Genomic DNA, 23,756 nt, shown 5'->3' with positions numbered 1-23,756 from the left:
TCGCGCTATAAGATACGCTTACGCTGACTTGATGATGAAATGAGCATCGCTTCGCGATACTTGGCAATTGTCCTTCTAGCAACATTAATGCCCTTTTCTTTTAATAGCTCGGCTATTTTACTATCACTTAACGGTTTTGCCAGATTTTCATTGCTGATTAGCTCTTTAATAAACGCCCTGATGGCCGTAGATGAACACTCCCCTCCTCCTTCTGTTGATACATGACTGGAAAAGAAATACTTAAATTCGACGATGCCATTGGGGGTATGCATAAATTTTTGCGTAGTCACCCTGGATATTGTGGACTCATGCAATTCCAGCTCTTTAGCAATATCTCTCAATACCATAGACTTCATGGCAATAGAGCCATGCTCAAGAAACCCTGTCTGTTTTTCCACAATACACCGGGCAACACGCAATAAGGTATCGTTACGGCTATGGAGGCTTTTAATAAACCATCTGGCTTCCTGCAAATGATCTTTCATGCAGGTATTATCCTTGCTGTTATCCGCTCTTTTTATCATGCTTGAATAAAAGGGATTGATACGCAATCTAGGCGCTATATCAGGATTCAGGTTGACTTGCCATTTATCGTTACGCTTAACCACATAAACATCGGGAATGACATATTCGGAATCCGAATCCTGTATTTGCGCGCCCGGCTTGGGATCCAGGGTTCTGATTAATGCCACCACCTCATCCAGTTGACGCTCGGTCACACCCAATTTACGCATCAGTTTCGACTGCTCATGGGTAGCCAACAAATCCAGGTATCGGGTAACCAGAATCAGCGCCTCCTCTTTATAGGGCGTCCCCTCCGGCAACTGCTGTAGCTGTAATTTCAGACAATCTTTTAGATCAATGGCCGCAACACCGGCCGGATCGAAGTTTTGCACCCTGTGCAGCACCCCGTTAACTTCATCGAATTCCAGATCGTCCAACTGCCCCAACATTCCCTGAAAAATTTCTTCGGGACTACTGCTCAAGTAGCCGTCTGCATTGATCGAATCAATAATAGCCATCGCAATGGCATGATCCCGCTCTGAAAACGAGGTCAATTCCACTTGCCATAACAAATGATCCTGCAAGGTTGAGGATTTACTCCGCTGTGTTTCAAATTCGATAGTCTCGGCGGAATTGCCACCCGACTCCATCGCATATTCATACACATCATCCCAAGAAGAATCGATAGGCAGTTCATCCGGCATCTCGGTTTGTGAACCTTGACTGGTCAGTAAATCCGCATTATCAATTTTTTTCTCAGGCGTTAGCTCGGCTTCCTGAACGGCATGTTCTTCCTCATTAACTTCCAGCATCATATTGGATTCAAGAGCCTGCTGAATTTCCTGCTGCAATTCTAATGTCGACATCTGCAACAACTTGATCGCCTGTTGCAATTGCGGCGTCATAGACAGCTGTTGGCCTAGTCGAAGATGTAAGGATTGTTTCATTTAAGGTTCAGGACTTCAAGGTTCAAGGTTCAAGGTTCAAGGCTAAAGGCTAAAGGCTAAAGGCTAAAGGCTAAAGGCTAAAGGCTAAAGGCTAAAGGCTAAAATTATTGCCCAAATAAACTTTACGCACTTCCTCATTGGCAACGATAGCTTCCGCCCCGCCTTCGGCAATCACTCTGCCGTCGTTAAGTATATACGCACGGTCACAAATGCCTAGCGTTTCCCTGACATTATGTTCGGTAATCAATACGCCAATACCGCGATCTTTCAAATGCTCGATGATTTTCTTGATATCATCTACCGATATCGGATCTACGCCGGCAAAAGGCTCGTCCAGCAGTATAAATTGAGGGTTAGTTGCCAACGCCCGGGCAATTTCGACCCGCCGCCGTTCGCCACCCGACAAGCCCAGGGCGGTTTGGTCACGTAGATGCAGGATATGAAATTCCTGCAACAATTCCTCAATCACTAGCTCCGCCTGCCCCTCAGTTAAGTCAGAACGGATTTGTAAGACGGCACGTAAATTATCCGCCACACTCAGTTTTCGAAAAACCGAGGGTTCCTGAGGCAAATAGCCTATCCCTAATTGTGCCCGCAAATGCATCGGATGATGGGTAATGACTTGTGAATCCAGCGTAATCTCACCTTCATCCGCTTTAATCAGGCCTACCATCATATAAAAACTGGTGGTTTTTCCTGCACCGTTAGGCCCCAATAAACCGACCACTTCACCGGTATCAACATGCAATGAAACACCGTTCACCACATTGCGTTTATTGTAGTTTTTAATCAGATGTTTTGCGGCTAGTCTGGTCATGGTTAAGAACAGGTAAGGCTAAAAGGCGAAAGACGAAGGGCTAAAGTTGAATGTATCAGGCCTTTCGCCCTTCGTCTTGTACCTTTTAGTCCGATCATTGACTATCACCCTTTACAGCCGGTTGCTCTGATACTGGCGATTGTTCTTTGGTTTTCGAGTCTTCCTTACCTTTCGGTTGCAATACGACATGGACACGTTTGCTAGTCGATTCTTTTTCGCCCGCTTTAACTAACGAGGTTTTAAGATCGTACACAATCATGTCACTGGAATAAGCTCCGGTCTCCCGCCAGACGGTGGCTTTATCAATCAAAACCAACAAATTCTTTTTAGGATAATACTCGCCTGTTAACGCTTCACCGGTTATATCCTGGGCTCCCTCGTTAGGCGTTTGTTTAAATTTTGCCGGCTTACCGGTAAACACCAGCTTATCCGCTTCACCCTCTATAAAATAAACCACCAGTTTGTCCGAGTTCACCCGAATACTGCCCTGAATCGAGATCACATTACCCGTATAAATACTGGTCGCTTTGAGGTCATCATAAGTCGCTGTATTGGAATCGATAACTATCGGCTGATTGGCGTCACTTTCCAAAGCGCAAGCACCCGCACTATAAAGCACCCATAAAAGTAAATAACAGCCACTTCTAGGTAGTGCCCGACAGCGAGGTTTATTATTTTGTTTCATAGTTCCCCTTTACATTAGAGAGCAATTCAATATGAATCGGATCCGCAAAAGTCAGCTTCATACCGATTCCTGTCGTCCAGTTTGGTAAACTGACCAACTTTGCCCACGCACCCGTTTCCGCATAACTGGTTTCCGGTTTTACTTTTAAATTGGAGGTATATATTTTAAGCTCTCTGACGCCTTGAGCCGCTACCCTCTCAACATAAACCTCGCCATTTAACAACAAATCCTTGCCATCTGCAGACAAAATACCGATCTCTGATTTAACTACCCACGGCGGGGTTTTCTCGTTATAAAAAAACATTAATGGATTTACCATATGTGTGGTGCTGTCATCGCTGTAATGAACCATTTCATCGGCAATCAACTTGCTTTTCAGCCTGCCAAATTCACTCATTTCCCATTTCGTATAGCCCTTGCTGAAATAATCAGGGCTGTGCGCAGGAACCGCTATACGACCAAACTCATCCGAACCGGTCAATTTAACCAGCCACCAGCTCATTAGCGCAATAATGATCAGATACAGATAATTGTAATTGCCGTTTAGTCGGGTCATTTTAAGTAAGTATTCAAGACTTCATCAAAACGTCCTTGTGCCTGCATAATAAAATCACAAACTTCCCTGACCGCACCCAAGCCTCCAGGCAATGTCGTACACCAATCGGCATGTTGTTTAACCGCAAAGTTAGCATCATTAACCGCAATCGCGAGTCCCACTCTGATCATTATAGGCAAATCCAACAAGTCATCGCCGACATGCGCCGCCTGATCCGGCGTTATACCTGTAAGCTCAATAATCTCATTAAACGCGGCGACTTTATTTTCATGGCCCTGATACACATGCTCGATACCCAGATTTTTCATGCGTAGCGCGACCGAGCTTGAGTTGCGCCCGGAAATCACCGCGACCTCAACACCGGTATGACGCAGCAGCTTGATGCCATGCCCGTCCCGTGCATGAAATGACTTGTATTCATTGCCCTCAGCATCGAAAAAAAGCCTGCCGTCGGTTAATACCCCGTCCACATCCAGAATCAGCAATTTGAGTTTCCTGGCTTTTTCCACAATGGCCTGCCTGTTTTGACTGTCCGTCATCACACGATACCTGCTCGAATCAGATCATGCATGTTCAATGCACCTACCACTCTGTGCTGTTGGTCAACGACGATTAACGCATTAATCTTTTTCCGTTCCATAATTTGCATGGCCTCAGCTGCCAGCATATCCGCCGAAATTACCGCACAATTCGGCGTCATGACTTCGGTAATGGCGGTCTTGTGTATATCAAAATTCCTGCCCAACATCCGCCGCAAATCGCCATCGGTAAAAATACCGGTGACGCGGTTATCCACATCGACTATCGCCGTCATACCCAGCTTTTTCTCAGTCATCTCCAGCAAAGCATGACTGATCAGTGCAGACTCCGGCACGGAGGGTACTTTTTCATCGGCATGCATGATATCACTGACCATCAATAACAGTCGCTTGCCTAAACTGCCGCCGGGATGAGACAAGGCAAAATCATCGCGGGTAAAACCTCGCGCCTCAAGCAAAGAAACCGCCAGCGCATCACCCATCACCAATGCCGCTGTGGTGCTGGAGGTAGGCGCAAGCCCCAGCGGGCAAGCTTCTTGCTCAACAGCCACGTTAATATGGGTGGTGGCAAATTTGGCCAGCGTTGAGGCCGGGTTGCCGGTCATCGCAATTAACGGTACGCCCAGCCGTTTAATAATCGGAAGTATCGTTAAAACCTCCTCGGTTTCCCCTGAGTTCGATAAAGCCAGCACCACGTCTTGCCGGGTAATCATACCCAAATCGCCATGGCTGGCTTCGCCCGAATGCACAAAAAAAGCGGGCGTTCCGGTACTAGCTAAAGTTGCAGCAATTTTACCGGCGATATGCCCTGATTTACCCATGCCGGTAACCACAATGCGACCTTTACAAGTAAACATTAATTTGCAGGCAAGCACAAAATCATCATTAATTTGCTCGGCTAATGCGGCAATCGCCTGTGTTTCCACCTGAATAACGGCTAAACCCAATTCGCGGAGCTTTTGATCATGTAATTTCATTTATTTGTATAGAGTGTATTGCAGTCGCTCAGGCATGCTGAATTTGGCGCCTCAAACATGCTTACCATTGAAGGCTTATTAATTTACATGAATGATAAAGCATTTACAGCTTTATGGGGCAGTTGAATGTAAATTTAAGATAATTCTTAATTATCGGCAAAGCTGTCGGTTGCCGCAACCAGTGCATTAATCATTTCCTTGCCCTGAGCAACATGTCCTGCATTGGGCAAAACAATATATTCGGCATTCGGCAATGCTTTATGCAGACTATAGCCGGCTTCGATCGGACAGACAAAATCATAACGTCCGTGAATGATAACCGTTGGGATATTAACCAAGCCGTCACAGTTGTCCAGGATCTGGTTTTCCCTAATAAAATAATGCTGCTTGGCATAATGCAATTCCATGCGTACCTGTTTAACCATAAGCTCAGTTGCATGCTCGCCTTTCGGACTCGGCCGATAATCGTTACCCAAAGATACCTGCCCACCCCAGGCCATCCATTCCCTGGCTGCCCGCCTTTGCGCCACCTCGTCTTCACCCCACATCACATCACATAATCCTTGCACCGGATTTCCTCGTCCTTGTTCCTGGATACTTTCAAGCAACCGCAGCCATTGCTCGGGATAAATCTTGCCTGCGCCCTCTTTAGCAAACCAGTCCAAATCCTGCTGCCGCGCCAGAAACACCGCGCGAACAATCAAGCCAAGCACTTTGTCGGCATGCTGCTTAGCATACAACAAAGCTAGCGCCCCGCCCCACGAACCGCCAAACACCAGCCATTGCGTTATGGCCAGCTGCTTACGGATACGTTCCATATCATCGATTAAATCCTGGGTGGTATTATTTTCCAGCTCACCAAAGGGCAGCGACAGCCCACAGCCGCGCTGGTCAAACAGAATGATACGGTAAAGTTTGGGATTAAAAAAACGCCGTTGATCGGGCTTGGTGCCGGAACACGGCCCACCGTGTAGAAAAATGACCGGAATGCCGTCAGGACTGCCACTTTGCTCCACATAAACCGCATGCTTGCTGCCGGTTTCCAGGAAAAAGCTGTGATAGGGTAGAATTTCAGGGTAAAGGGTTTTCATGGTTTGCAGCATCAGTTTTAATTTATTTCCCGGCAAAATCAGAAAAGATATATTTTACCTTGAGCGTTTGGCTTGCACCTTTTTTAATTTTTAAGCATAAAAAAAGGGAGGGTTTTGAAACCCTCCCTTTTTTGCCCTTTTCGGGTTTCGCTAAGTATGTAAACTTAGAACTTGAAACCGAGAGAGCCACCCAAGGTGAAGCCATCGGTATCAACGCCGTCAACATCATCAAAAGTATGATGATAACGACCATCCGCACCAATGACAATGCCTTTCAGCAATTCATATTCCGCACCGACACCAAACTGCATACCGGTGTTCAACACAGTTACCGCATCAGATGGAGGACTGATAATATTCATGTCCAAACCGACTGGAATCAACCAAGGTCTGAATTTGCTGCCGTGCATAAATTTTATTTTAGGCGAAGCATTGATACGTAACATATTGACCGTTACAGTTTGTTGTAAATTTACTGTCTGACCCAAAGCAGCCGTAGTAATTACATTATCAAGACCGCTGTCTTTTCTATCGCCTAATTCGGAATATTCAATACCAAGCTCCATCAAAAACGAAGTATGATCCATCAAACCAAACAGGTTATTGTTCATATTGAAATCGATCGCGCCGCCATAATAGAAAGCGTCTTTGTCTGTTCCACTGGTCAGAACATCTTCACCTAAGCCGGATCCTCCAATACCTGATGTCGAACCACGGTTATCATTAAGATGCATCCAGCCGCCACGAGCAGAGAACAAATGGTCTTTTTCTACTACGGCCACAGGAGCACTCTTAACAGACGTCATCCACTGATCCAGTTCCTGAACTTTGTCGGCTTCTGCGCTAGAACGAGGACGGCTTGTTTCCGCTCTTAAACGGCTTATTTCAGCTTGCATGGCTTGCAGTTGCGCTTCCAATGCGTCAACTTTACTGTTTACACCGGCTACTTCAGCGTGCTGCGTCTTTGAACCGGCAACAGCTTCTGAAGAAACCAATGCACCGGTCATTGTTAATGTTGCCGTCGCAATGCCCAGCGCTAGTTTAGTTTTATTGATCATTTATCCCCCTCATGAGGTTGTTATTTTACAAAAATTTGCTTTAATACAACAAATCCTATCCTACGGTAATAATAGTAGCAGCTAAACCAATTCCCTACAAGTTTTAACGTCACTTTTTTAATATTAATTAACTCTTATTTATCAACAAGTAAGAATCACTTCCGACTATAAAAACTTAACTGTCTGTAGAAAACAACAAATTATTCAACTTATACTTCTAAGCCACAATTGAAATTTTTTGCACGGTGCCCAGCCAAGAATAAAGCGCAAAACCTGTCCTTATCTATAGATGTTTGTTGAATCGATGCAGAAAAATGATGTTATAAGTGTGGTATTCTTTAATAAAATAAACATTGGTTTTCTGCTTAACAAGGGTAATTGGGCTTAACCGTTCGTGGCGGACGTGTCGGGCCATGAATGCCTTAAATTAGAGATCAAACGCATAAGAAGAAAATATATAGCCGTCTTTTATGACACATGAGCATTATGATTTAACATTTTCTCACGTTATTCAGTTTTTATTCCTTAGCACTACCCAACAACACTATTTAACCCTGATCTTTACCAACATACATGACCACAACCCCGGATATTACCCTCATTGGCGGCGGCATTATCGGCCTGCTAACTGCCCGCGAGTTTATCAAGGCTGGCGCTACCGTCGCGATTATTGATAAAAACCAGCTGGGGCAGGAATCATCCTGGGCGGGCGGCGGTATTTTGTTGCCGCTTTATCCTTGGCGACAGCCGGATGCAATTACCCGCCTGGTATTACAAAGCCTGAAGCTGTATCCGGCTTTGGCCGCAGAACTGACTGCCGAAACCCGGATAGATCCGGAATGGAATCCCTGCGGCTTGCTGATCACTAAAAATCCCGACATGACTGCGGCGGTTAACTGGTGCGACGCTAACGCTATGTTATGCCAACCCGCTGATGCCGGTTTTTTGAACAGCATTAACACCACCCCCGACCAGCCGCTTTGGCTGCCCGGAATTGCCCAGGCACGAAATCCACGGCTGGTTAAATCATTAAAACAAGACCTGATCAATAAAGGCGCCACGCTAATAGAACATTGCGAATTGACGGCGATTACGCTCAATAATAACCGCATTACCGCAATCAATACCCCATCCGGTCAGTTCGCCGTCAACCAATTGATTATTGCTGCGGGCGCTTGGACCGGCCAGTTATTTCGGCAGCTTTTTTCGGTCGCTATCGACGCTGCGCCGAAAATCGCTCCCGTTAAGGGTCAAATGCTGTTATTTGATGCACTGCCGGAAACGCTTAAGTTTATGGTGCTGGATGACGATCAATACCTGATTCCACGACGTGACGGTAAAATACTGGCGGGCAGCACCGTAGAGCGGGATGATTTCAACAAGACAACGACTGAAGAAGCCCGAGACCGGCTGCATGAATTTGCAGTAAACTTGTTGCCGTCGCTTAAAAACTTCCCGATTGTTCAACACTGGGCGGGATTAAGACCGGGCACTGAACACGGCATACCCTATATCGACCGACATCCCGAGATCGGCAATTTGTACATTAATGCCGGCCACTTTAGGAACGGTCTGGCGATGGGGCCTGCATCGGCGCAACTGATGGTCGATCTGGTGTTGCAGCGCACAACGCAGGTAGCGCCGGAACCTTATAAGCTAACCGGTGAACACTAATATTTTGAAGGCAACAGATGACAACAGGAGTGCAAGCTTTGCTTGCGCTTGCACGGGACGCCTGCACTCCAATAGTTAATCGCCCTCGCAACCATCAACCTTGCCCAACAACACGGTCGCCCCCCATGAATCTATACCCATTACTACGCCCCCTGTTATTTTCCCTGGACCCGGAAACCGCTCACGAAGTGACGCTTAAACTGCTGAATGCGGCTTATATTTCAGGCTTATCCAAACTGATCTACCCGGAAATTGCTCATAAACCTGTCATCGCCATGGGGCTGGAATTTAAAAATCCGGTCGGCCTTGCCGCTGGTCTGGATAAAAACGGTGATTATATTGATGCGCTGGCCGCATTGGGTTTCGGTTTTGTCGAAATCGGCACGGTGACGCCGCGCCCGCAGCCGGGCAACCCGAAACCGCGCTTGTTCAGACTGCCTGAACACCAAGCGATCATCAATCGCATGGGCTTTAACAATCTGGGCATAGATCACCTGCTGACCCAGGTAAAACAAAGCGGTTATTCCGGCATTCTGGGCATTAATATCGGCAAGAATTTCGATACACCGATTGAAAATGCGGCGGACGATTATTTGATCGGCTTACGCAAGGCTTATACATCGGCCAGCTACATCACCCTTAATATATCGTCGCCAAATACCAAAAACCTGCGCCAGTTACAGCAGGGCGATGAAATTAAAGGTCTTATTTCTACGTTAAAAGAAGAACAGCTGAAATTGCAACAGGAACACGGCAAATACGTGCCTTTAGCCCTGAAAATAGCGCCCGATCTGACAGCCGATGAAATATCCCATATTGCCAGACTGCTGCTGGAATTTGAAATCGACGGCGTGATTGCGACCAACACCACCCTTGCCAGAGACAGGATTGCCGATCATCCGCTGGCCAATGAAACCGGTGGTTTAAGCGGCGCTCCGGTTAAGGAACAATCCACTATAGTCGTGCGCGGCTTGGCGGCGGAATTGAACGGCAAGATTCCGATTATTGCGGTAGGCGGAATTTTAACTGCCGCTGATGCGCAGGAAAAATTAGCGGCTGGAGCAGCTCTGGTACAGATCTACAGCGGCCTTATTTATCGCGGACCGCAGTTGATTGAAGATATTGTTAAAAGTCTTAGCGATTAACCTAGAAAATCATGTGATCCACGAAAGACACAAAAAGCACGAAAATATTCAAAGAGAGACCACGCTGTAGATCGTCAAAGGATGCGCGACTATACAAATACAACATACTGATTTATTTCGTGTCTTTCGTGCCTTTCGTGGACTAATCGCCGTTTATAGGATAACCCGGCTTATTCTCCGGCAATCGACATCCGCTCTACCAGTATCGAACCGGTACGGACATTGCCGCGATAATCAATGTCATTACCTACGGCAACAATGTTTTTCAGCATGTCTTTCAGATTACCGGCAATCGTGATTTCTTCAACCGGATATTGGATTTCGCCGTTTTCGACCCAAAACCCGGCAGCGCCGCGCGAATAATCGCCGGTCATTATATTGACCCCCTGTCCCATCAACTCGGTAATCAATAATCCGGTATTCAGTTCCTTTAACATACCCTGAAAATCAAGCTTACCCGGATCAATCGTTAAATTATGCACGCCACCGGCATTTCCGGTGCTGTGCAGTCCCAGTTTTCGTGCGGAATAACTGCTCAGAACATAACTGCGCAAAAAACCGTCGCTGACTATATCGCGTGTTTTGGTCGCAACGCCTTCACCGTCATACGCGCCGCTGCCCAAAGCGCCTTTCAAATAGGGCTGCTCGTGGATGTGGACAAATTCGGGAAAAACTTGGGTATCCAACGCATCCAGCAAAAATGAGGACTTGCGATATAAATTACCGCCGCTGATTGCGCCGATAAACGAACTGAGCAAGCCGGAAGCGGTTTCCGCACAATACAGCACCGGACACTGCCGCGTACTTAAGCTGCGAGCCTGCAAGCGCCGAAGCGCTCGCTCAGCCGCTTTATTACCTACGTCAACAGCAGTATCCAGATTAAGCGCATCCCTTGCCACGGTGTACCAGTAATCGCGCTGCATGCTGTCGCCACGTTGCGCCAAAACCGAACAGCTCAAGGAATGGCGGGTTGAAGCGTAGCCTTGAAGAAAACCCAACGAATTGCCCATCACCCGGATGCCCTGATGGCTATCGACCGAAGCGCCTTCGGAATTGCTGATTTCCGCATGATAAGACCGTGCCGCGTCTTCACACTCAATCGCCAGCGCAATAGAGCCGTCAACGCCAATATCCCACGGGTGGTTAAGGTCAAGATCTGGAAATTCGGTAGCCAGCAGCTCCGGTTCCGGCAGACCTGAATACTCGTCTTCGCTGGTGTAGCGGGCAATACTGCAGGCCGCGCTAACCGTTTCCTTGATCGAAGCGGACGACAAATCCGTAGTACTGGCCGAGCCCTTGCGTTGACCAAAATAAACGGTCACGCCCAAGCCTTGGCTGCAATGATGCTCTATGGTTTCGACATCGCCCAGACGCACCGATACGGATAAGCCGTTTTCCTGGCTCAAGCCCGCTTCTGCGGCGCTGGCGCCCTTTTTTACAGCCTCGTCCAAGATGTCCTGAACGGTGTTTTTTAAGCAGTTGATTTGTTCGTGATTTTGCACTGTGTTCTCTAATTTTGTGTAAAAAAATATGATCCACGAAAATCACTGAAGACACGAAAAATTAATCGAAAAAATCGTGTGGCGGTTTTTTTCTTGCTTTTCGTGTCTTTCGTGGACGATTCTTTTGGTAGATTTATATTGAAAATCACCTAAACGCTGGTCCCGCCAACCGTCAAGCCGTCAATCTTCAACGTAGGCTGACCGACGCCGACCGGCACACTTTGCCCTTCCTTGCCGCAGGTGCCGACACCGCTATCGAGCTCCAGATCGGTGCCGACCATCGACACTTTGGTTAATACATCCGGCCCGTTACCAATCAGTGTCGCGCCTTTGACGGCACGGGTTATTTTGCCGTCTTCGATCAGATAGGCTTCGCTGGCGGAAAACACAAATTTGCCCGAAGTAATATCGACTTGACCGCCGCCAAAGTTTTTGGCATACAGGCCTTTTTTGACCGACTTTATAATTTCTTCAGGGTCATGTTGCCCCGGCAACATATAGGTGTTGGTCATACGCGGCATCGGCAGATGCGCGTAAGATTCGCGCCGACCGTTACCGGTGGACTTAACGCCCATTAACCGGGCATTAAGATTGTCCTGCATATAGCCTTTGAGGATGCCATTTTCAATCAATACGGTAAGTTCCGTCGGCGTGCCTTCATCATCAATGCTTAACGAACCGCGCCGTCCGGCCAAGGTGCCGTCATCGACTACCGTACATAAATCGGATGCTACCCGCTCACCGACTCGACCGCTGAATGCCGAGGTGCCTTTGCGGTTAAAGTCGCCTTCCAGGCCGTGACCTATGGCCTCATGCAGCAAAATACCCGGCCAGCCCGGTCCCAGCACTACCGTCATGTTGCCGGCAGGCGCGTCGACGGCTTCCAGGTTAACCAGCGCCTGTCTTACGGCTTCGCGGCCATACTCCAACGCGGTATCCTGATCGATAAAACAGCTGTAATCGCTACGTCCGCCGCCGCCCATGCTGCCCTGTTCGCGCTGACCGTTTTGTTCGACAATCACCGTTACATTCATCCGCACCAAAGGGCGCACATCGGCAACCAAGGAACCGTCCTGTCTTGCCACCAGAATATGCTCATGTACGCCGACCAGACTGACAATAACTTCTTCAATCCGGCTGTCCAGTTTGCGTGTTTCGCTGTCAACCCGGCGCAACAAATCGATTTTCTGCTGATCTTGTAGCGATTTTAACGGATTTTGCGTCTCGTAATACTTCGTCCAATCGGCTGTTCTGGTAGAGACATTGCAATGCAAGGGGCCTGCATCCTGCCCTTGCCGAACGATGGCTTTAACGTTATTAGCCGCTTCCAATAATACCGACAGTTCAATCCGGTCGCTGTAAGCAAAGCCGGTTTTTTCGCCGCATACCGCACGCACTCCGGCTCCCTGCTCGATACTGTGGCTACCCTCTTTAATGATGCCGCCTTCCATGACCCAAGATTCGAAATGGCTGGACTGAAAGTAAATATCTGCGGCATCAACCGGTGAGCTGAGCAACCGGCCCATAATCTTTTCAATATCGCCATCCTGTATACCGGCAGGCATCAGAATAGCTTGTCTTGCAAGGTTTAGTATTTCCATCAACAAATCATTAATAAGGGTTTAGGGTAAAAGGCACCGGGCGGAAGATACAGAACGATGTTCTTTTCGCCTTTCGTCTTTCATCTTCTTCGTTATTCTTCTTTCAGCTTATCACGCAACGTCTTAAACAATAACTGCAACAGGTCTTCTGCGCCTTCGACAGAAGGGGGCGGCGTACCGTCTTTAGCCATGCTGCTTTGTTCGCTCGCATTAGCTACTGTCGCGGTCACCGTTGTTTCTTCGCCCTCTTGTTTTACGGTCAGCAGATAGATAGCCGCATCATCGCTTAAAAAGGAAGTCACTTTGGCAAAAAAACCGCTGGTATCCGTTGTATTCTGGGTAACATAAAAAAGTCCCTTATCACGTTCATGATCGGTTATTTTAATGCCGCCTTGCTTCAATGCCCGATTTAAGGTATCCCAGGCTTCATCAAAAGGTTGTTTGATGTTCAGTTGCCCCGGCGTACTCAGGTAAACATCCGCACCTAAGCCGGTGCTGTCTTTTTTCTTCGGAATCGAGCTGTTGTCGACTATACGCTCCTCTCGGGCCGGACTGCTGTTAGTCACAATTGGCGGACGCTCAAGGTTTTCGGTGTCGCGGTAACGACTTTCCTCCGTGGTGGTTGAACAGGAAACCAGAAAGCCGATCAGCAATAAACTTTTAACGATTACGCGCATATTTTTCTCAAAAGAAACGACGATGGTTCAGTGCCGGAAATGCGCCTCGCACTTTTTCCAGACGATCCAGATCTATTTCAGCAGAAACAAAGCCGCCGCCCGTTTTATAGCAATCCAGCACCACACCCCACGGATCGATAACCATGCTGTGCCCGAAAGTTTTACGGCCATTAAGATGGAAGCCGCCCTGATTCGGCGCAATCACATAACACAGGTTTTCCACGGCGCGCGCACGCAGCAGCAGTTCCCAGTGCGCAGCTCCTGTTTCTGCGGTAAACGCAGACGGGATGACCAGTATGTCCATGCCCATCTTGCGGAAAAACTCGGGGAAACGCAGATCGTAACAAACCGCGACCCCCAGCCTGCCAAAAGGCGTGTCAATCACCAGCAAGTCAGTACCCGCTTCAATGGAGTCGGATTCGCGGTAAACGTCATCGCTGCCTGGGACGCTGACATCAAATAAATGTACTTTATCGTAGCGTGCAACCCGTTCGCCCTGGTCGTTATAAACCAGACAAGCCGCCCGTACTTTATTGCTGTCGTTACCCGCTATCGGAATGGTGCCGCCAACCATCCAGACGCCATATTTTTTAGCGACCGACGCCAGAAAATCCTGAATAGGACCTGAACCATCAACTTCTTTTGCTTTGATTTTGTCCTGCTCATGATTGCCCATCAGGGCAAAATTTTCCGGCAAAGCCACCAGCTTTGCACCTGCCTTGACCGCTTCAGCTATCAGCTTGTCGGCTTCCAGCAAGTTAGCGCTGATATTGGGACTTGATGCCATTTGTATGGCCGCACATCTATTCATATTTATCTCTCTTTACTCTTTATTGTTCTCTTTGCTGTACCCATGGAAAGTCGGTAATGCCATCCCAGGTTTTCTGCAACAAGCCATTATTTTTATGCATCGGGATGATTTGGGCATTCCCCCAGGCACCTTTTACCTGATACTGGGAACCAAAGAAAAATCCTTCCTGATCTTTGCCCGTCAAGGACTTGCCAATCAAAGCTGCCAATTTGCCCATAATTGTACCAGCAATAGGCACGGCATCGGCACTTTTAGGTGTGACATTGACAATGTGATCAACGGTTTGGCTGACAAGATCGGTATCTCCGCTGATGGAAATTTTAGCCGGGACTGCATCGACGACTAAATCATGCGTAGATGCGATTCCTCCGGCTAAATCAAAATGCCCTTTAATGCTGTTAAAGGTCAAACCTTCCTGATAAATATCGCTAAAATCCAGCTGCGCCCGCTTTATCCACTGAGCCAGCGCCAGCATGCCCAGCACCCGGCCGAATCCTGGCTCTATGCTTAAAATCCGTCCATTTTTGAGTTTAATGTCCATCTGACCTTTCAAACCAGCCAACGAGAATTGATAGGGGGCCGCATTCCAATTAACGTTGAAATCAACGGCCGCAGTGGTTTCGGTCATATCCTTAGTAATGTCCAGCTTTGCCAGCAGTTGCCCTGCACGAGGCACTTCCAGATGACCTTGGGTATGCGTTACCGATTTTCCTCCCATTGTTTGCCAATCGCCGGACAAGCTTAGCTTTTGATCTTCTCCGGTCAGTTCTACGTTGTTAAAACGCATACCGCCCGGAATGCGTTCGGCTTCTAATGATAACCGACCCAAATCAACTGACTGCCACAACGTTTTGCGACTGGTGACCGTCAATAAAGGCATCAACTCTGGCGATAATGCCTGCGAAACCGAGTCATCTTTCGATTTCACTTGCTTTAATGCCGAAAGATCCAGTAATTCCATGTCCAGACGGATTCTGTCAGTGCCAGTAAAACCGGCAGGAATCTGGATGCTTCCCCTTGCAAATGAGCTGACTATAGCCCCAGTCCAGTCATTGCGATCGCGCTTCAAAGCCAGATCGAAAATGCCGATATCGGTTTGCTTCCACAACGCATGATCGCTATGAATCTTCAGCTCCCTAACACCATTTCCTGCGCCTTGGGCAACCGCCAAACCTAGCCAGTCTTGTAAAGCCAGACGCTCGCGATTGATCTCCAGCCTTAATCCGGCATTCTGGGACTGGGCGACTTCACCGGCACCGACCAGCACATGCCCTGAAAAAACAGTCTTTTGCCGGGTATCCAACTGCATCGCCGCTTTCAGTTTATTGTCATAATTTAACAGCATCGGCAATAGCCGTTTATCGCCCAAACTGAATGTCAATGACAACGGCACACTTTGTTCCCGGGTCTTAGCCAATGCTTCCGGTAAATCCAGGGATACACCGAATAGCGTCGACTTCACAACAAGCTCTGGAGATGCATCCCCGTAAGGCAACTCCAGCTTCAACCGATACTCTGTCGCCCCGGCAGCGATACTCCACCAGGGCAGGTCAAATTGCGCCTGTAGGTCGTCGATACCGACTTTACCCGCAACATTGACGCTGGTTTGGCTATCCGAACTTTCAATATTGATTTGTATCGGATGACCCAAGGCTGCTGCGTGAATGGTGTCACTAAAAACGCCCTGCTCATCGAACTTGAGTTGTCCATTAATTTTGCTAACCGGCAGATCCAGCGATTTCACTGTCAAGCTGGCATCTTTCAATTGCGCCATGCCATCTACCTGGGTAGGCGCACCGTCAACTAAGGGGATTTTAAGGTCCAGCACTACCTGGGTATTTCCCTGAGGAGCAATAGCTTCCAGCAGCGAATCCACCGGCGAACTCAGCGGAGTATGCTGCATAAAAGCCAAAACCTGACCGATCTCCGCTTCAGCTTCGCCCTGAATCAGTAAATGTTTGCTTTTATTCAGCGATGGAATGGCCACCTCGGCTTGTTTAATGATCACCTGAGCGGACTGTCCTTGCAGGACATTAACTTTTAGACTTCCCTGTGAAAACATGACTTCGGCATTCATGCCGGTTATGTGCGGCCATTCCGAATCATAAGACAGATCAAACTGCTCGCCATTAAATACCGCTTCAAAAATACCCGGCGCACTGGTAAATGGAAAATCGTTCAGATTACCATAGACCAACACCCCGCCGTTAGTCATGCTCCCGCTAATAATGGCATGATCCAGCCAGGCAACGACATCTTCATCCATAATGCCCACCGGCAAATAATGCGTGACCTGACGTGCGTCTGCGCCGGAAAATGAACTTTGCAAATCCATAAAAACAGGTTTACCTGCTTCGGGAATATCTATGCGGAATCGACTTTTGCTTTGAAAAGTCAAGGAATCTAATTCAATCATTTGGCTGGATACGGACCAGACATTGTCTGCCCGCCGCCAGTCCAATATGCCTTGAAGACGATCAACCGGCAAGGCTTCACGAAACAGATCCGGTGCCGATAGCCAGGCACCTTTCGTCGTCAGGCTAATAGTGCCCTGCTTTTCACTGCCCTTTATTCGACCGGTCAAATTCTCTATGCCGGGTATCGACAACATCGGCGCAACACCAACTTTGGAAAAGCCGCCATTCAGGGCAACCGATTTTGCATCCAGATCGGTAAACAAAGAAAAATTCTCCAGCACGCCTTTTAACTGGGCTTGCACCAGCAATTGAAGCTGGTCATCAGCCGGGGGAGCAAAAAACTGCGCCAGCGCGGATGCTTCTTGCAAGTCCAGTTGTTCAACAAACAGTGCTATTTTAGCTAAGACATTATCATCCTTGTATTGCCCGGAAACGCTAAACACTGCGGAAGGCCATTTTTTAACGGTGCTTTTGGGGTTATCCTGGGTTTCCAGTGAAAAATCGTTCACATCAAGTTGCCACTGCTTGTCTGTGTCCAGAAAAGCATTATTTAGCCCCCAGTGAAACCGGGTTGTCAGCTGTTTAACAAAAAGTTTCTGCTTGTCCTGCCGAACCAGTGCCATCTGTTGAAGCTGTGCTTCCACATCCATAGCCACCAGTTGCGATTGCTGCCAATCGCCCCAGATTTTAAAATCACCGATGCCGGTATTGATATTGATTCGATCCCAAGCTGAAGCTTGACCAAGTGCTGCCAATTCAGACAACAAAACGGCTTTTCCTTCTATATAAACGCGCCCCTGAATGGTTGATGGCTCAAAAATATTGCCTTTAAAATCCATGGAAACCCTTAATGCATTACCGATTTTTTTCGGCAAATTACTAAGCATATTAAGCCGGTGATGCTCACCCTCATTACTGATCGCCAGATCTACCCCACTGAACAACAGCGGCTTACTATGACTGATTTCGTCCTGCCAGCTGATTTCGCTTTGCAGGACTTCGTATTTTCCGCCCTGCAACAGCCACTGAGGCTGCCCATCACTGGCTTTTAAGCCGACAATAGCAATACTGCCATCCTGTTGTCGTTTAATAGAGAGCTTGGCGCCCACCAAGGTAACCCAAGACGATGACAATAAATCCCTACGGGTCAACAGATCCAACAAATTAATGCCTAGACGTATTTCCGTAAACTCAATAGCCGGTTTTTCGTTGTCTGTAGGTGCGACGGATGACAAATCCGCCTGAAGCGGATTTGCGCGTGTAGCGCCCGAAGGGAATGGGCTTAGGACAGCCCGGGATGAAATGGCGATGTCTTTTAACACCAGCTGAGGATTAAATCCGCGCATATTTGCGCCCAAGCGGCCTATGGTTACCGGCGTACCGACAATTTCGCCGATATGGACGGCCAAATCAGACTTATAGTGTTCAATTCCGGAAAACAGCAGGCGTACACCGGTCAAACCGATAGCTGCCGCGATCAAAGACCAAAAAACAAGATGCCGCGTGGCCCGCTTAATATGATGGATCACGAAGAAAGGCTAAAGGCTAAAGACGAAGGGCGAAAGATTCATGGCTAAAGGCTTAAAATTGTAGACGTATTTCATCTTTTCCATAAAAAACAAAATCGTATAAACGAAGAACACTAAAAAAATATTTAATGAATTGAAAACCTTGTTTCTGTGAAGAAAAGTATTCCTGCATATCCTTCGCCCTTCGCCTTTCACCTTTCGCCTCAAAGCAAAACCACATCATACTGCTCCTGATTGTATTCAGCCTCGGCCCTGAACTTGATGCGCACACTCAAAAAGACTTCCAATTCAGCCAGCATATCCGCTTCCTCATCAAGCAGCATTTCCACCACTTCATTGGATGCCAAAACCAATATTTTCTGAACCTTGTACTGCCTGACTTCACGAATAATCTCCCGAAATATTTCCAGGCACATGGATTCCGGCGTCTTCAAAACACCTCGGCCGCCACAGGCGCTACAAGGCTCACAAAGGATATGCTCCAGACTTTCCCGGGTTCTTTTGCGCGTCATTTCCACCAAACCCAATACCGATACCTCGGTAATGTTGGTTTTCGCATGGTCTTTTTCTAAATGCCGTTCGAATGCTTGCAAAACCTGCTTTCTATGGTCCGCACTTTGCATATCGATAAAATCGATAATGATGATGCCGCCAAGATTTCGGAGCCTAAGTTGCCTGGAAATCGTCTGCGCCGCTTCAAGGTTGGTTTTGAATATAGTCTCTTCCAGGTTGCGACCACCGACATAGCCACCGGTATTCACGTCGACAGTGGTCATCGATTCGGTCTGGTCAAACACCAGATGTCCGCCCGATTTCAGGTTGACTTTACGTTCCAGCGCTTTTTGAATTTCATCTTCGACACTGTAAATATCGAATACCGGACACTCGCCGGTGTAATGTTCGATAACCGGCACGATTTCCGGCACAAAAATCTCCGCAAATTCAACCAAACGATGATAGGTTTCCCTTGAATCCACCCGGACTCTTTCAATACCCTCCCGATACAAATCCCTTAAGGTTCTGATGCTCAAGGGCAAATCCTTATGGATAAACTGCTTGGGCTTGGCATCGGCAATCTTGGCGGCTATCGACTCCCACAGTTTCAGCAGAAACGTCATATCGGCAACCAATACCGTCTCATCAACGCATTCGGCAGCTGTTCTTGCGATAAAGCCGCCGCATTGATGTTCCTGCCTGAAAGCGTCAAGACAGGCTCTTAAGCGGACTCGCTCCGTCTCGCATTCAATCCGCTGGGACACGCCGGAATTGTGCGCATACGGCATATAGACCTGGAACCGCGACGGAATCGATATTTCCGTGGTTAACCGTGCGCCTTTACTGCCCAAAGGATCTTTGAACACCTGCACGATAATATGCTGGCCTTCATGCAAATAATGCTCGATGTTTTCCGACGCTTTCTTTTCCAGATCCTTGGCGCACAAATCGGAAAGATGCAAAAACGCCGCCCTGGGCAAGCCAATATCGACGAAAGCCGCCTGCATACCGGGCAGCACCCGGCAGACTTCGCCCTTATAGATGTTACCGACCAAACCCCGCTGCCGGGTTCTTTCAATGATCAATTCCTGCAACACGCCGTTTTCAATAACGGCAACGCGCGTCTCAGGTGGAGTAACATTGATTAAAATTTCTTCACTCATTTAAAAAATTCTATGCCTTGTTTGGATAAAAGTTCTGCGGTTTCAAACAACGGCAAACCAACCACACCGGAAAAACTGCCGTTTATCGACTCGACAAATACGCCGCCCATGCCTTGAATGGCATAACTGCCGGCTTTATCGACCGGTTCTCCGCTCTGCCAATAGACCGCTATTTCGGATTCCGTCAACAGCCTGAAAGTTACCTCGGTAATACTTATCGCCTGACCATGCTCCCGTCCCCTTAACGAAATTGCACTATAAACCCGGTGCATTTTACCGGACAACTGCCTTAGCATGGCAACGGCATCATCACGATCTTTAGGTTTCCCCATAATCACACCCTCCAAAACCACGGCGGTATCCGCAGCCAAAACCGGCAAACTATCGCCCAGCTGGGCGATACAGGCCGCAGATTTCTCGGCGGCCAATCGTTGCACATAGTCCACAGGAGTTTCGTTAGGCAAAGGCGTCTCATCAAGATCGACCGGGTTAACCCGGTAAGTCACCTTGATCTGATCCAGCAATTCCTGGCGACGGGGAGAGGCTGAGGCAAGAATGATCTGTGCTGTCATTAGCGATGATAGGGATGATTATGGAGAAGACTCCAGGCGCGATAAAGCTGTTCGGCAACAACAATACGCACCAGCGGATGAGGAAACGTCAATTTAGACAAACTCCATGATTCCCGCGCCAGTTGTTTGACTGAGTCCGCCAGACCTTCCGGTCCGCCGATTAATAAGGAGACATGCTGCCCGCTTTCCAACCAGCGTTGCATCGCTTCTGCCAATTCATGGGTCGTCCATGATTTTCCGGGGATATCCAACGTTACAATATGTGTGCTTTGAGGGATTGCAGCGATCATCCGCTCGCCTTCCTCTTTGACAATCCGGGCGACATCGCTGTTCTTGGTGCGCTTTCCCGGCGCAATTTCCTTAAGTACCAGCTCACATTCACGAGGCAAGCGCTTGGCGTATTCAGCGTAGCCTTGCTGCACCCAGCCCGGCATACGGTTTCCTACTGAAATCAGATTTATTTGCATGCGGTGCAGGATACAGGAGAACAGGCTTCTGATGCAATGCAGTCTACTGGCAGCCCTATCCTGCAACAAAAATAGCTGGCTAAAAAACTTAAGGAATAGACTTATCAGCCGCTACACTGACAAACCGACACAGGAGTCAGTACCGTGAAAATCAAATCCTTAAACCTAGCATTCGCCGCGCCTGCTCCCGGCAGGCGTACGGCATACACACCATCCCTGGCGATCGCCGCGCTTGTTCCTGACAAGCGTACGGCATACACACCATCCCTGGCGATAACAGGGTTAGTTATCAGCTTATTGATGACCGCCTGCACTACTGCCAAAGCACCGCCGCATGCATTTCCACCACAGAAAACCCTAAGCGCCATAGGCTATGGCACAGTCGAAAAATCCGATAAGTATTCACGTTCGCAAATTAAGTTAATGGCCATGCGGGCATCCAAAATGGATGCTTACAGAAGCTTGGCCGAGCAACTTAACGGCATTCAATTACGCGGTCAGACTACAGTCGAAAATATGGAAGTCAGCCATGACAGTTATCAGATTTATCTTAATGCCTATTTGCACGGAGCCAGAGTAAAAAGAACCTCGGCTATTGGCAGCGACATCTATGCCGGCGACGATACCTTTGAAACGGTTGTGGAGCTGGATTTGACACCAAGATTCTATGAATGCATTAACGGTTCAAGCGAACTGATTAATCAGTGCCTTCAACAAAACCCGGAAACTCCGGCACTCGGTTTTGGCCATACCGTACCCACAACCGTATCGAGCAATAATCCAGGATGCAATGCCATTGATTGTTACAACTATCCTAGTACTAAGGGTTTTAATCGACAATAATCCTGGTCAAAATCATCCTCGCCATTTTGATCGGGTACTGCCACAAACACACTCTTTTGAAAATCAACATAAATAGCATTTAAGGGCTATTATGCAGTGTCGTAATTATTCTCAGCAACTAACCGGTTTGATGAATGACAAAAATATTACTCAACTGCATATTGGTATCGCTGTTTTTGTCAACGCTATCGTGCGCCAATGTTCAGCCTCAGGCTCGCGCTCATGTAGTTACCGTTGAAGGTCAGGCTGCCATTAGCAACGGCATGCCGCTATTAGCTAAAAAACAGGCTTTGCAGGATGCCATCCGCCAAGCATCTATGCAATCGTCCACTAATATTCACAGCCGGACTTTAGTCGATCAAAATAACGTTTCATTCGATACGGTTTCGATGCGCACTGCGGCCGCTGTGAGCAATACTAAAATTATCAAAGAATGGACCGCCGATAATATCTATCATGTTGTCGCCATGGTGGAATTATCTGCCGATAACTCCTGCACACCCCACTATCGCAAACGCATTATCGCAACCGCCTTTCCTTTAGTTAAACAAGAACAGGTAATTGGCTACGAAACACAAGATTTATATGGCGGTATTCCACGGGAACTTAACAATCTTTTAATGGAATCCGGCGAATTTATAGGCAGTAATGCCACCCATATCAATCTATATCCAAGACCCGACTTGGCTCCGGAATTACAAGACCGCACCGCCTATCATCCGTCAAAAGTCATGCAAATAGCCGCAGCAAACGGCGTGCAATTTGTGTTGTCCGGTGTGATTAGAGATCTGGAGGTCGAATCCAGCGAATACATGAGAGGCGCGGGACCTTTGGCATTTGCCAGAAGTTTGGCTCGCGATGTCGTAGCCAGGCGAGGCATAGGGATTGATGTTTATGTACATGATGGATATACCGGCGCATTGCTGTTCCAGCAGCGTTATGTTGATAATGTCATCGGCGATGTGTTCATACCCGCAACTTATTCGGTAGGCAGCGAGCGCTTTAACGCCACCTCGACCGGCGGAAAAATAGCTCAAATTATCAATCAGGCAAGCACCGATATTCGTCTTTCTTTAAGTTGCTACCCCTTTACAACACGTATTATTGAAATCAAGGATGATATGGTGTTTATTGATGCGGGAGCCCAGGAAAGACTTAATGTCGGCGACCAACTGGTGGTTTATAGTACGATGGGTAATGACTTACATCTTGATGGCGGCCTTAGTTTTATAGGTAAGGACAAACAAGCCGTCGGCATATTAACCATCCGCAATATCACGCCTCGTTACGCGATAGGCAAATTGGAAATCCCCGCTCGTGAACTGGGAGTCAAGGTGGGCGACTGGGTAAAATCCTGGTAAATAGCTTATGACAAGCCAGCCTTGCTATACTGACAGTTATAGACTATACATTTGTATTCACATTCATTTTCACCCGAGTTTATTATGGAAATTAAATCTAGTTTTTTAGGCGAACAATCCATCGATTCCAACACCATCATTACCTTTCCCAACGGCATACTAGGCTTTGAAGATCAAACTCGTTTCAAGCTATAGACTTCCAGAAAATTAATTTCCAAAACAGTAAAAAACTCCTTTGAAGATATACTTATTTCTACTGAAAAAACTTAAAGGAGCACTTAAAATCATAACGCTAAGCTTTTCGAATTCAATTGTACAAAAACTG

Annotated in this window: 20 protein-coding genes; 4 read left to right on the top strand and 16 right to left on the bottom strand. The window is 47.7% G+C overall.

Going from position 1 to position 23,756, the window contains the following annotated elements:
- Positions 1-5 precede the first annotated feature (5 nt).
- From RW114_RS09050 to RW114_RS09015, 8 genes are all read right to left on the bottom strand, one after another.
- Entirely contained in the window at positions 6-1,451 is a 1,446-nt protein-coding gene (locus RW114_RS09050; protein WP_340122428.1) for an RNA polymerase factor sigma-54, read from the bottom strand.
- Positions 1,452-1,542: 91 nt separating this feature from the next.
- Entirely contained in the window at positions 1,543-2,268 is a 726-nt protein-coding gene (gene lptB, locus RW114_RS09045; protein ID WP_340122427.1) for an LPS export ABC transporter ATP-binding protein, read from the bottom strand.
- A gap of 94 nt (positions 2,269-2,362) precedes the next feature.
- Positions 2,363-2,953: a lipopolysaccharide transport periplasmic protein LptA gene (gene lptA / locus RW114_RS09040; RefSeq protein ID WP_340122426.1), complete on the bottom strand. Its 591-nt coding sequence runs from the start codon at positions 2,951-2,953 to the stop codon at positions 2,363-2,365.
- Positions 2,940-3,509, bottom strand: a complete 570-nt coding sequence (gene lptC, locus RW114_RS09035; protein WP_340122425.1) for an LPS export ABC transporter periplasmic protein LptC — start codon at positions 3,507-3,509, stop codon at positions 2,940-2,942. Before lptC ends, lptA begins: the two co-directional genes overlap by 14 nt.
- Positions 3,506-4,048 carry a 3-deoxy-manno-octulosonate-8-phosphatase KdsC gene (gene kdsC, locus RW114_RS09030; RefSeq protein WP_340122424.1) on the bottom strand — a complete coding sequence of 181 codons (543 nt, stop codon included), beginning with the start codon at positions 4,046-4,048 and terminating at the stop codon, positions 3,506-3,508. Before kdsC ends, lptC begins: the two co-directional genes overlap by 4 nt.
- Positions 4,048-5,025, bottom strand: a complete 978-nt coding sequence (locus RW114_RS09025; RefSeq protein ID WP_340122423.1) for a KpsF/GutQ family sugar-phosphate isomerase — start codon at positions 5,023-5,025, stop codon at positions 4,048-4,050. The genes kdsC and RW114_RS09025 overlap by 1 nt, the downstream gene beginning before the upstream one ends.
- A gap of 146 nt (positions 5,026-5,171) precedes the next feature.
- A complete protein-coding gene (pip, locus tag RW114_RS09020; RefSeq protein ID WP_340122422.1) occupies positions 5,172-6,116 on the bottom strand; it encodes a prolyl aminopeptidase in 945 nt (314 codons plus the stop codon).
- 164 nt (positions 6,117-6,280) lie between these two features.
- Entirely contained in the window at positions 6,281-7,174 is an 894-nt protein-coding gene (locus RW114_RS09015) for a hypothetical protein (RefSeq protein ID WP_340122421.1), read from the bottom strand.
- 573 nt (positions 7,175-7,747) lie between these two features.
- Here RW114_RS09015 and thiO point away from each other — a divergent pair.
- Together thiO and RW114_RS09005 are read left to right on the top strand one after the other, a co-directional pair.
- The gene (thiO, locus tag RW114_RS09010) at positions 7,748-8,848 is read left to right on the top strand and encodes a glycine oxidase ThiO (protein WP_340122420.1); all 1,101 of its coding nucleotides are present in this window, start codon (positions 7,748-7,750) and stop codon (positions 8,846-8,848) included.
- A 125-nt stretch (positions 8,849-8,973) separates the two neighbouring features.
- Positions 8,974-9,993, top strand: coding sequence for a quinone-dependent dihydroorotate dehydrogenase (locus RW114_RS09005; RefSeq protein ID WP_340122419.1), 1,020 nt, complete (start codon positions 8,974-8,976; stop codon positions 9,991-9,993).
- Between the two features lie 170 nt (positions 9,994-10,163).
- Here RW114_RS09005 and pmbA read toward each other — a convergent pair whose 3' ends face one another.
- The 8 genes from pmbA to rlmH form a co-directional block, all read right to left on the bottom strand.
- Entirely contained in the window at positions 10,164-11,495 is a 1,332-nt protein-coding gene (gene pmbA / locus RW114_RS09000; RefSeq protein ID WP_340122418.1) for a metalloprotease PmbA, read from the bottom strand.
- A 149-nt stretch (positions 11,496-11,644) separates the two neighbouring features.
- Positions 11,645-13,096 carry a metalloprotease TldD gene (gene tldD, locus RW114_RS08995; protein ID WP_340122417.1) on the bottom strand — a complete coding sequence of 484 codons (1,452 nt, stop codon included), beginning with the start codon at positions 13,094-13,096 and terminating at the stop codon, positions 11,645-11,647.
- A gap of 92 nt (positions 13,097-13,188) precedes the next feature.
- Positions 13,189-13,773 carry an outer membrane protein assembly factor BamC gene (gene bamC / locus RW114_RS08990; RefSeq protein ID WP_340122416.1) on the bottom strand — a complete coding sequence of 195 codons (585 nt, stop codon included), beginning with the start codon at positions 13,771-13,773 and terminating at the stop codon, positions 13,189-13,191.
- Between the two features lie 7 nt (positions 13,774-13,780).
- Entirely contained in the window at positions 13,781-14,584 is an 804-nt protein-coding gene (locus tag RW114_RS08985) for a carbon-nitrogen hydrolase family protein (RefSeq protein WP_340122415.1), read from the bottom strand.
- 19 nt (positions 14,585-14,603) lie between these two features.
- Positions 14,604-18,530, bottom strand: a complete 3,927-nt coding sequence (locus RW114_RS08980) for a YhdP family protein (RefSeq protein ID WP_340122414.1) — start codon at positions 18,528-18,530, stop codon at positions 14,604-14,606.
- 203 nt (positions 18,531-18,733) lie between these two features.
- Positions 18,734-20,188: a ribonuclease G gene (rng, locus tag RW114_RS08975; RefSeq protein ID WP_340122413.1), complete on the bottom strand. Its 1,455-nt coding sequence runs from the start codon at positions 20,186-20,188 to the stop codon at positions 18,734-18,736.
- Positions 20,185-20,760: a Maf family protein gene (locus RW114_RS08970; protein ID WP_340122412.1), complete on the bottom strand. Its 576-nt coding sequence runs from the start codon at positions 20,758-20,760 to the stop codon at positions 20,185-20,187. Before RW114_RS08970 ends, rng begins: the two co-directional genes overlap by 4 nt.
- Complete coding sequence (gene rlmH / locus RW114_RS08965; RefSeq protein ID WP_340122411.1) at positions 20,760-21,227, bottom strand: 23S rRNA (pseudouridine(1915)-N(3))-methyltransferase RlmH; 468 nt, start codon at positions 21,225-21,227, stop codon at positions 20,760-20,762. Before rlmH ends, RW114_RS08970 begins: the two co-directional genes overlap by 1 nt.
- A 144-nt stretch (positions 21,228-21,371) precedes the next feature.
- Between rlmH and RW114_RS08960 the strand changes: the two genes are divergently transcribed.
- Complete coding sequence (locus RW114_RS08960) at positions 21,372-22,070, top strand: LPP20 family lipoprotein (protein WP_340122410.1); 699 nt, start codon at positions 21,372-21,374, stop codon at positions 22,068-22,070.
- A gap of 134 nt (positions 22,071-22,204) precedes the next feature.
- A complete protein-coding gene (locus RW114_RS08955) occupies positions 22,205-23,431 on the top strand; it encodes a flagellar assembly protein T N-terminal domain-containing protein (protein ID WP_340122409.1) in 1,227 nt (408 codons plus the stop codon).
- The last annotated feature ends 325 nt before the right edge of the window (positions 23,432-23,756 follow it).

Origin of the sequence: Methylobacter svalbardensis, assembly GCF_037671525.1 — a bacterium.
In the GTDB taxonomy this organism is placed as follows: Bacteria; Pseudomonadota; Gammaproteobacteria; order Methylococcales; family Methylomonadaceae; genus Methylobacter_A; species Methylobacter_A svalbardensis.
The sequence above is the reverse complement of the archived record's forward strand: the minus strand, read 5'-3'. Positions and strand labels throughout refer to the sequence as shown.

Bases quoted from the DNA above. Each gene is read 5' to 3' on its own strand.
- thiO (WP_340122420.1), top strand. From the start codon at position 7,748: ATGACCACAACCCCGGATATTACCCTCATTGGCGGCGGCATTATCGGC.
- RW114_RS09005 (WP_340122419.1), top strand. From the start codon at position 8,974: ATGAATCTATACCCATTACTACGCCCCCTGTTATTTTCCCTGGACCCG.
- tldD (WP_340122417.1), bottom strand. From the start codon at position 13,096: ATGGAAATACTAAACCTTGCAAGACAAGCTATTCTGATGCCTGCCGGT.
- RW114_RS09050 (WP_340122428.1), bottom strand. From the start codon at position 1,451: ATGAAACAATCCTTACATCTTCGACTAGGCCAACAGCTGTCTATGACG.
- RW114_RS09025 (WP_340122423.1), bottom strand. From the start codon at position 5,025: ATGAAATTACATGATCAAAAGCTCCGCGAATTGGGTTTAGCCGTTATT.
- pip (WP_340122422.1), bottom strand. From the start codon at position 6,116: ATGAAAACCCTTTACCCTGAAATTCTACCCTATCACAGCTTTTTCCTG.
- kdsC (WP_340122424.1), bottom strand. From the start codon at position 4,048: ATGACGGACAGTCAAAACAGGCAGGCCATTGTGGAAAAAGCCAGGAAA.
- lptA (WP_340122426.1), bottom strand. From the start codon at position 2,953: ATGAAACAAAATAATAAACCTCGCTGTCGGGCACTACCTAGAAGTGGC.
- RW114_RS08985 (WP_340122415.1), bottom strand. From the start codon at position 14,584: ATGAATAGATGTGCGGCCATACAAATGGCATCAAGTCCCAATATCAGC.
- RW114_RS09015 (WP_340122421.1), bottom strand. From the start codon at position 7,174: ATGATCAATAAAACTAAACTAGCGCTGGGCATTGCGACGGCAACATTA.
- lptC (WP_340122425.1), bottom strand. From the start codon at position 3,509: ATGACCCGACTAAACGGCAATTACAATTATCTGTATCTGATCATTATT.
- RW114_RS08955 (WP_340122409.1), top strand. From the start codon at position 22,205: ATGACAAAAATATTACTCAACTGCATATTGGTATCGCTGTTTTTGTCA.
- bamC (WP_340122416.1), bottom strand. From the start codon at position 13,773: ATGCGCGTAATCGTTAAAAGTTTATTGCTGATCGGCTTTCTGGTTTCC.
- RW114_RS08970 (WP_340122412.1), bottom strand. From the start codon at position 20,760: ATGACAGCACAGATCATTCTTGCCTCAGCCTCTCCCCGTCGCCAGGAA.
- rng (WP_340122413.1), bottom strand. From the start codon at position 20,188: ATGAGTGAAGAAATTTTAATCAATGTTACTCCACCTGAGACGCGCGTT.
- rlmH (WP_340122411.1), bottom strand. From the start codon at position 21,227: ATGCAAATAAATCTGATTTCAGTAGGAAACCGTATGCCGGGCTGGGTG.
- lptB (WP_340122427.1), bottom strand. From the start codon at position 2,268: ATGACCAGACTAGCCGCAAAACATCTGATTAAAAACTACAATAAACGC.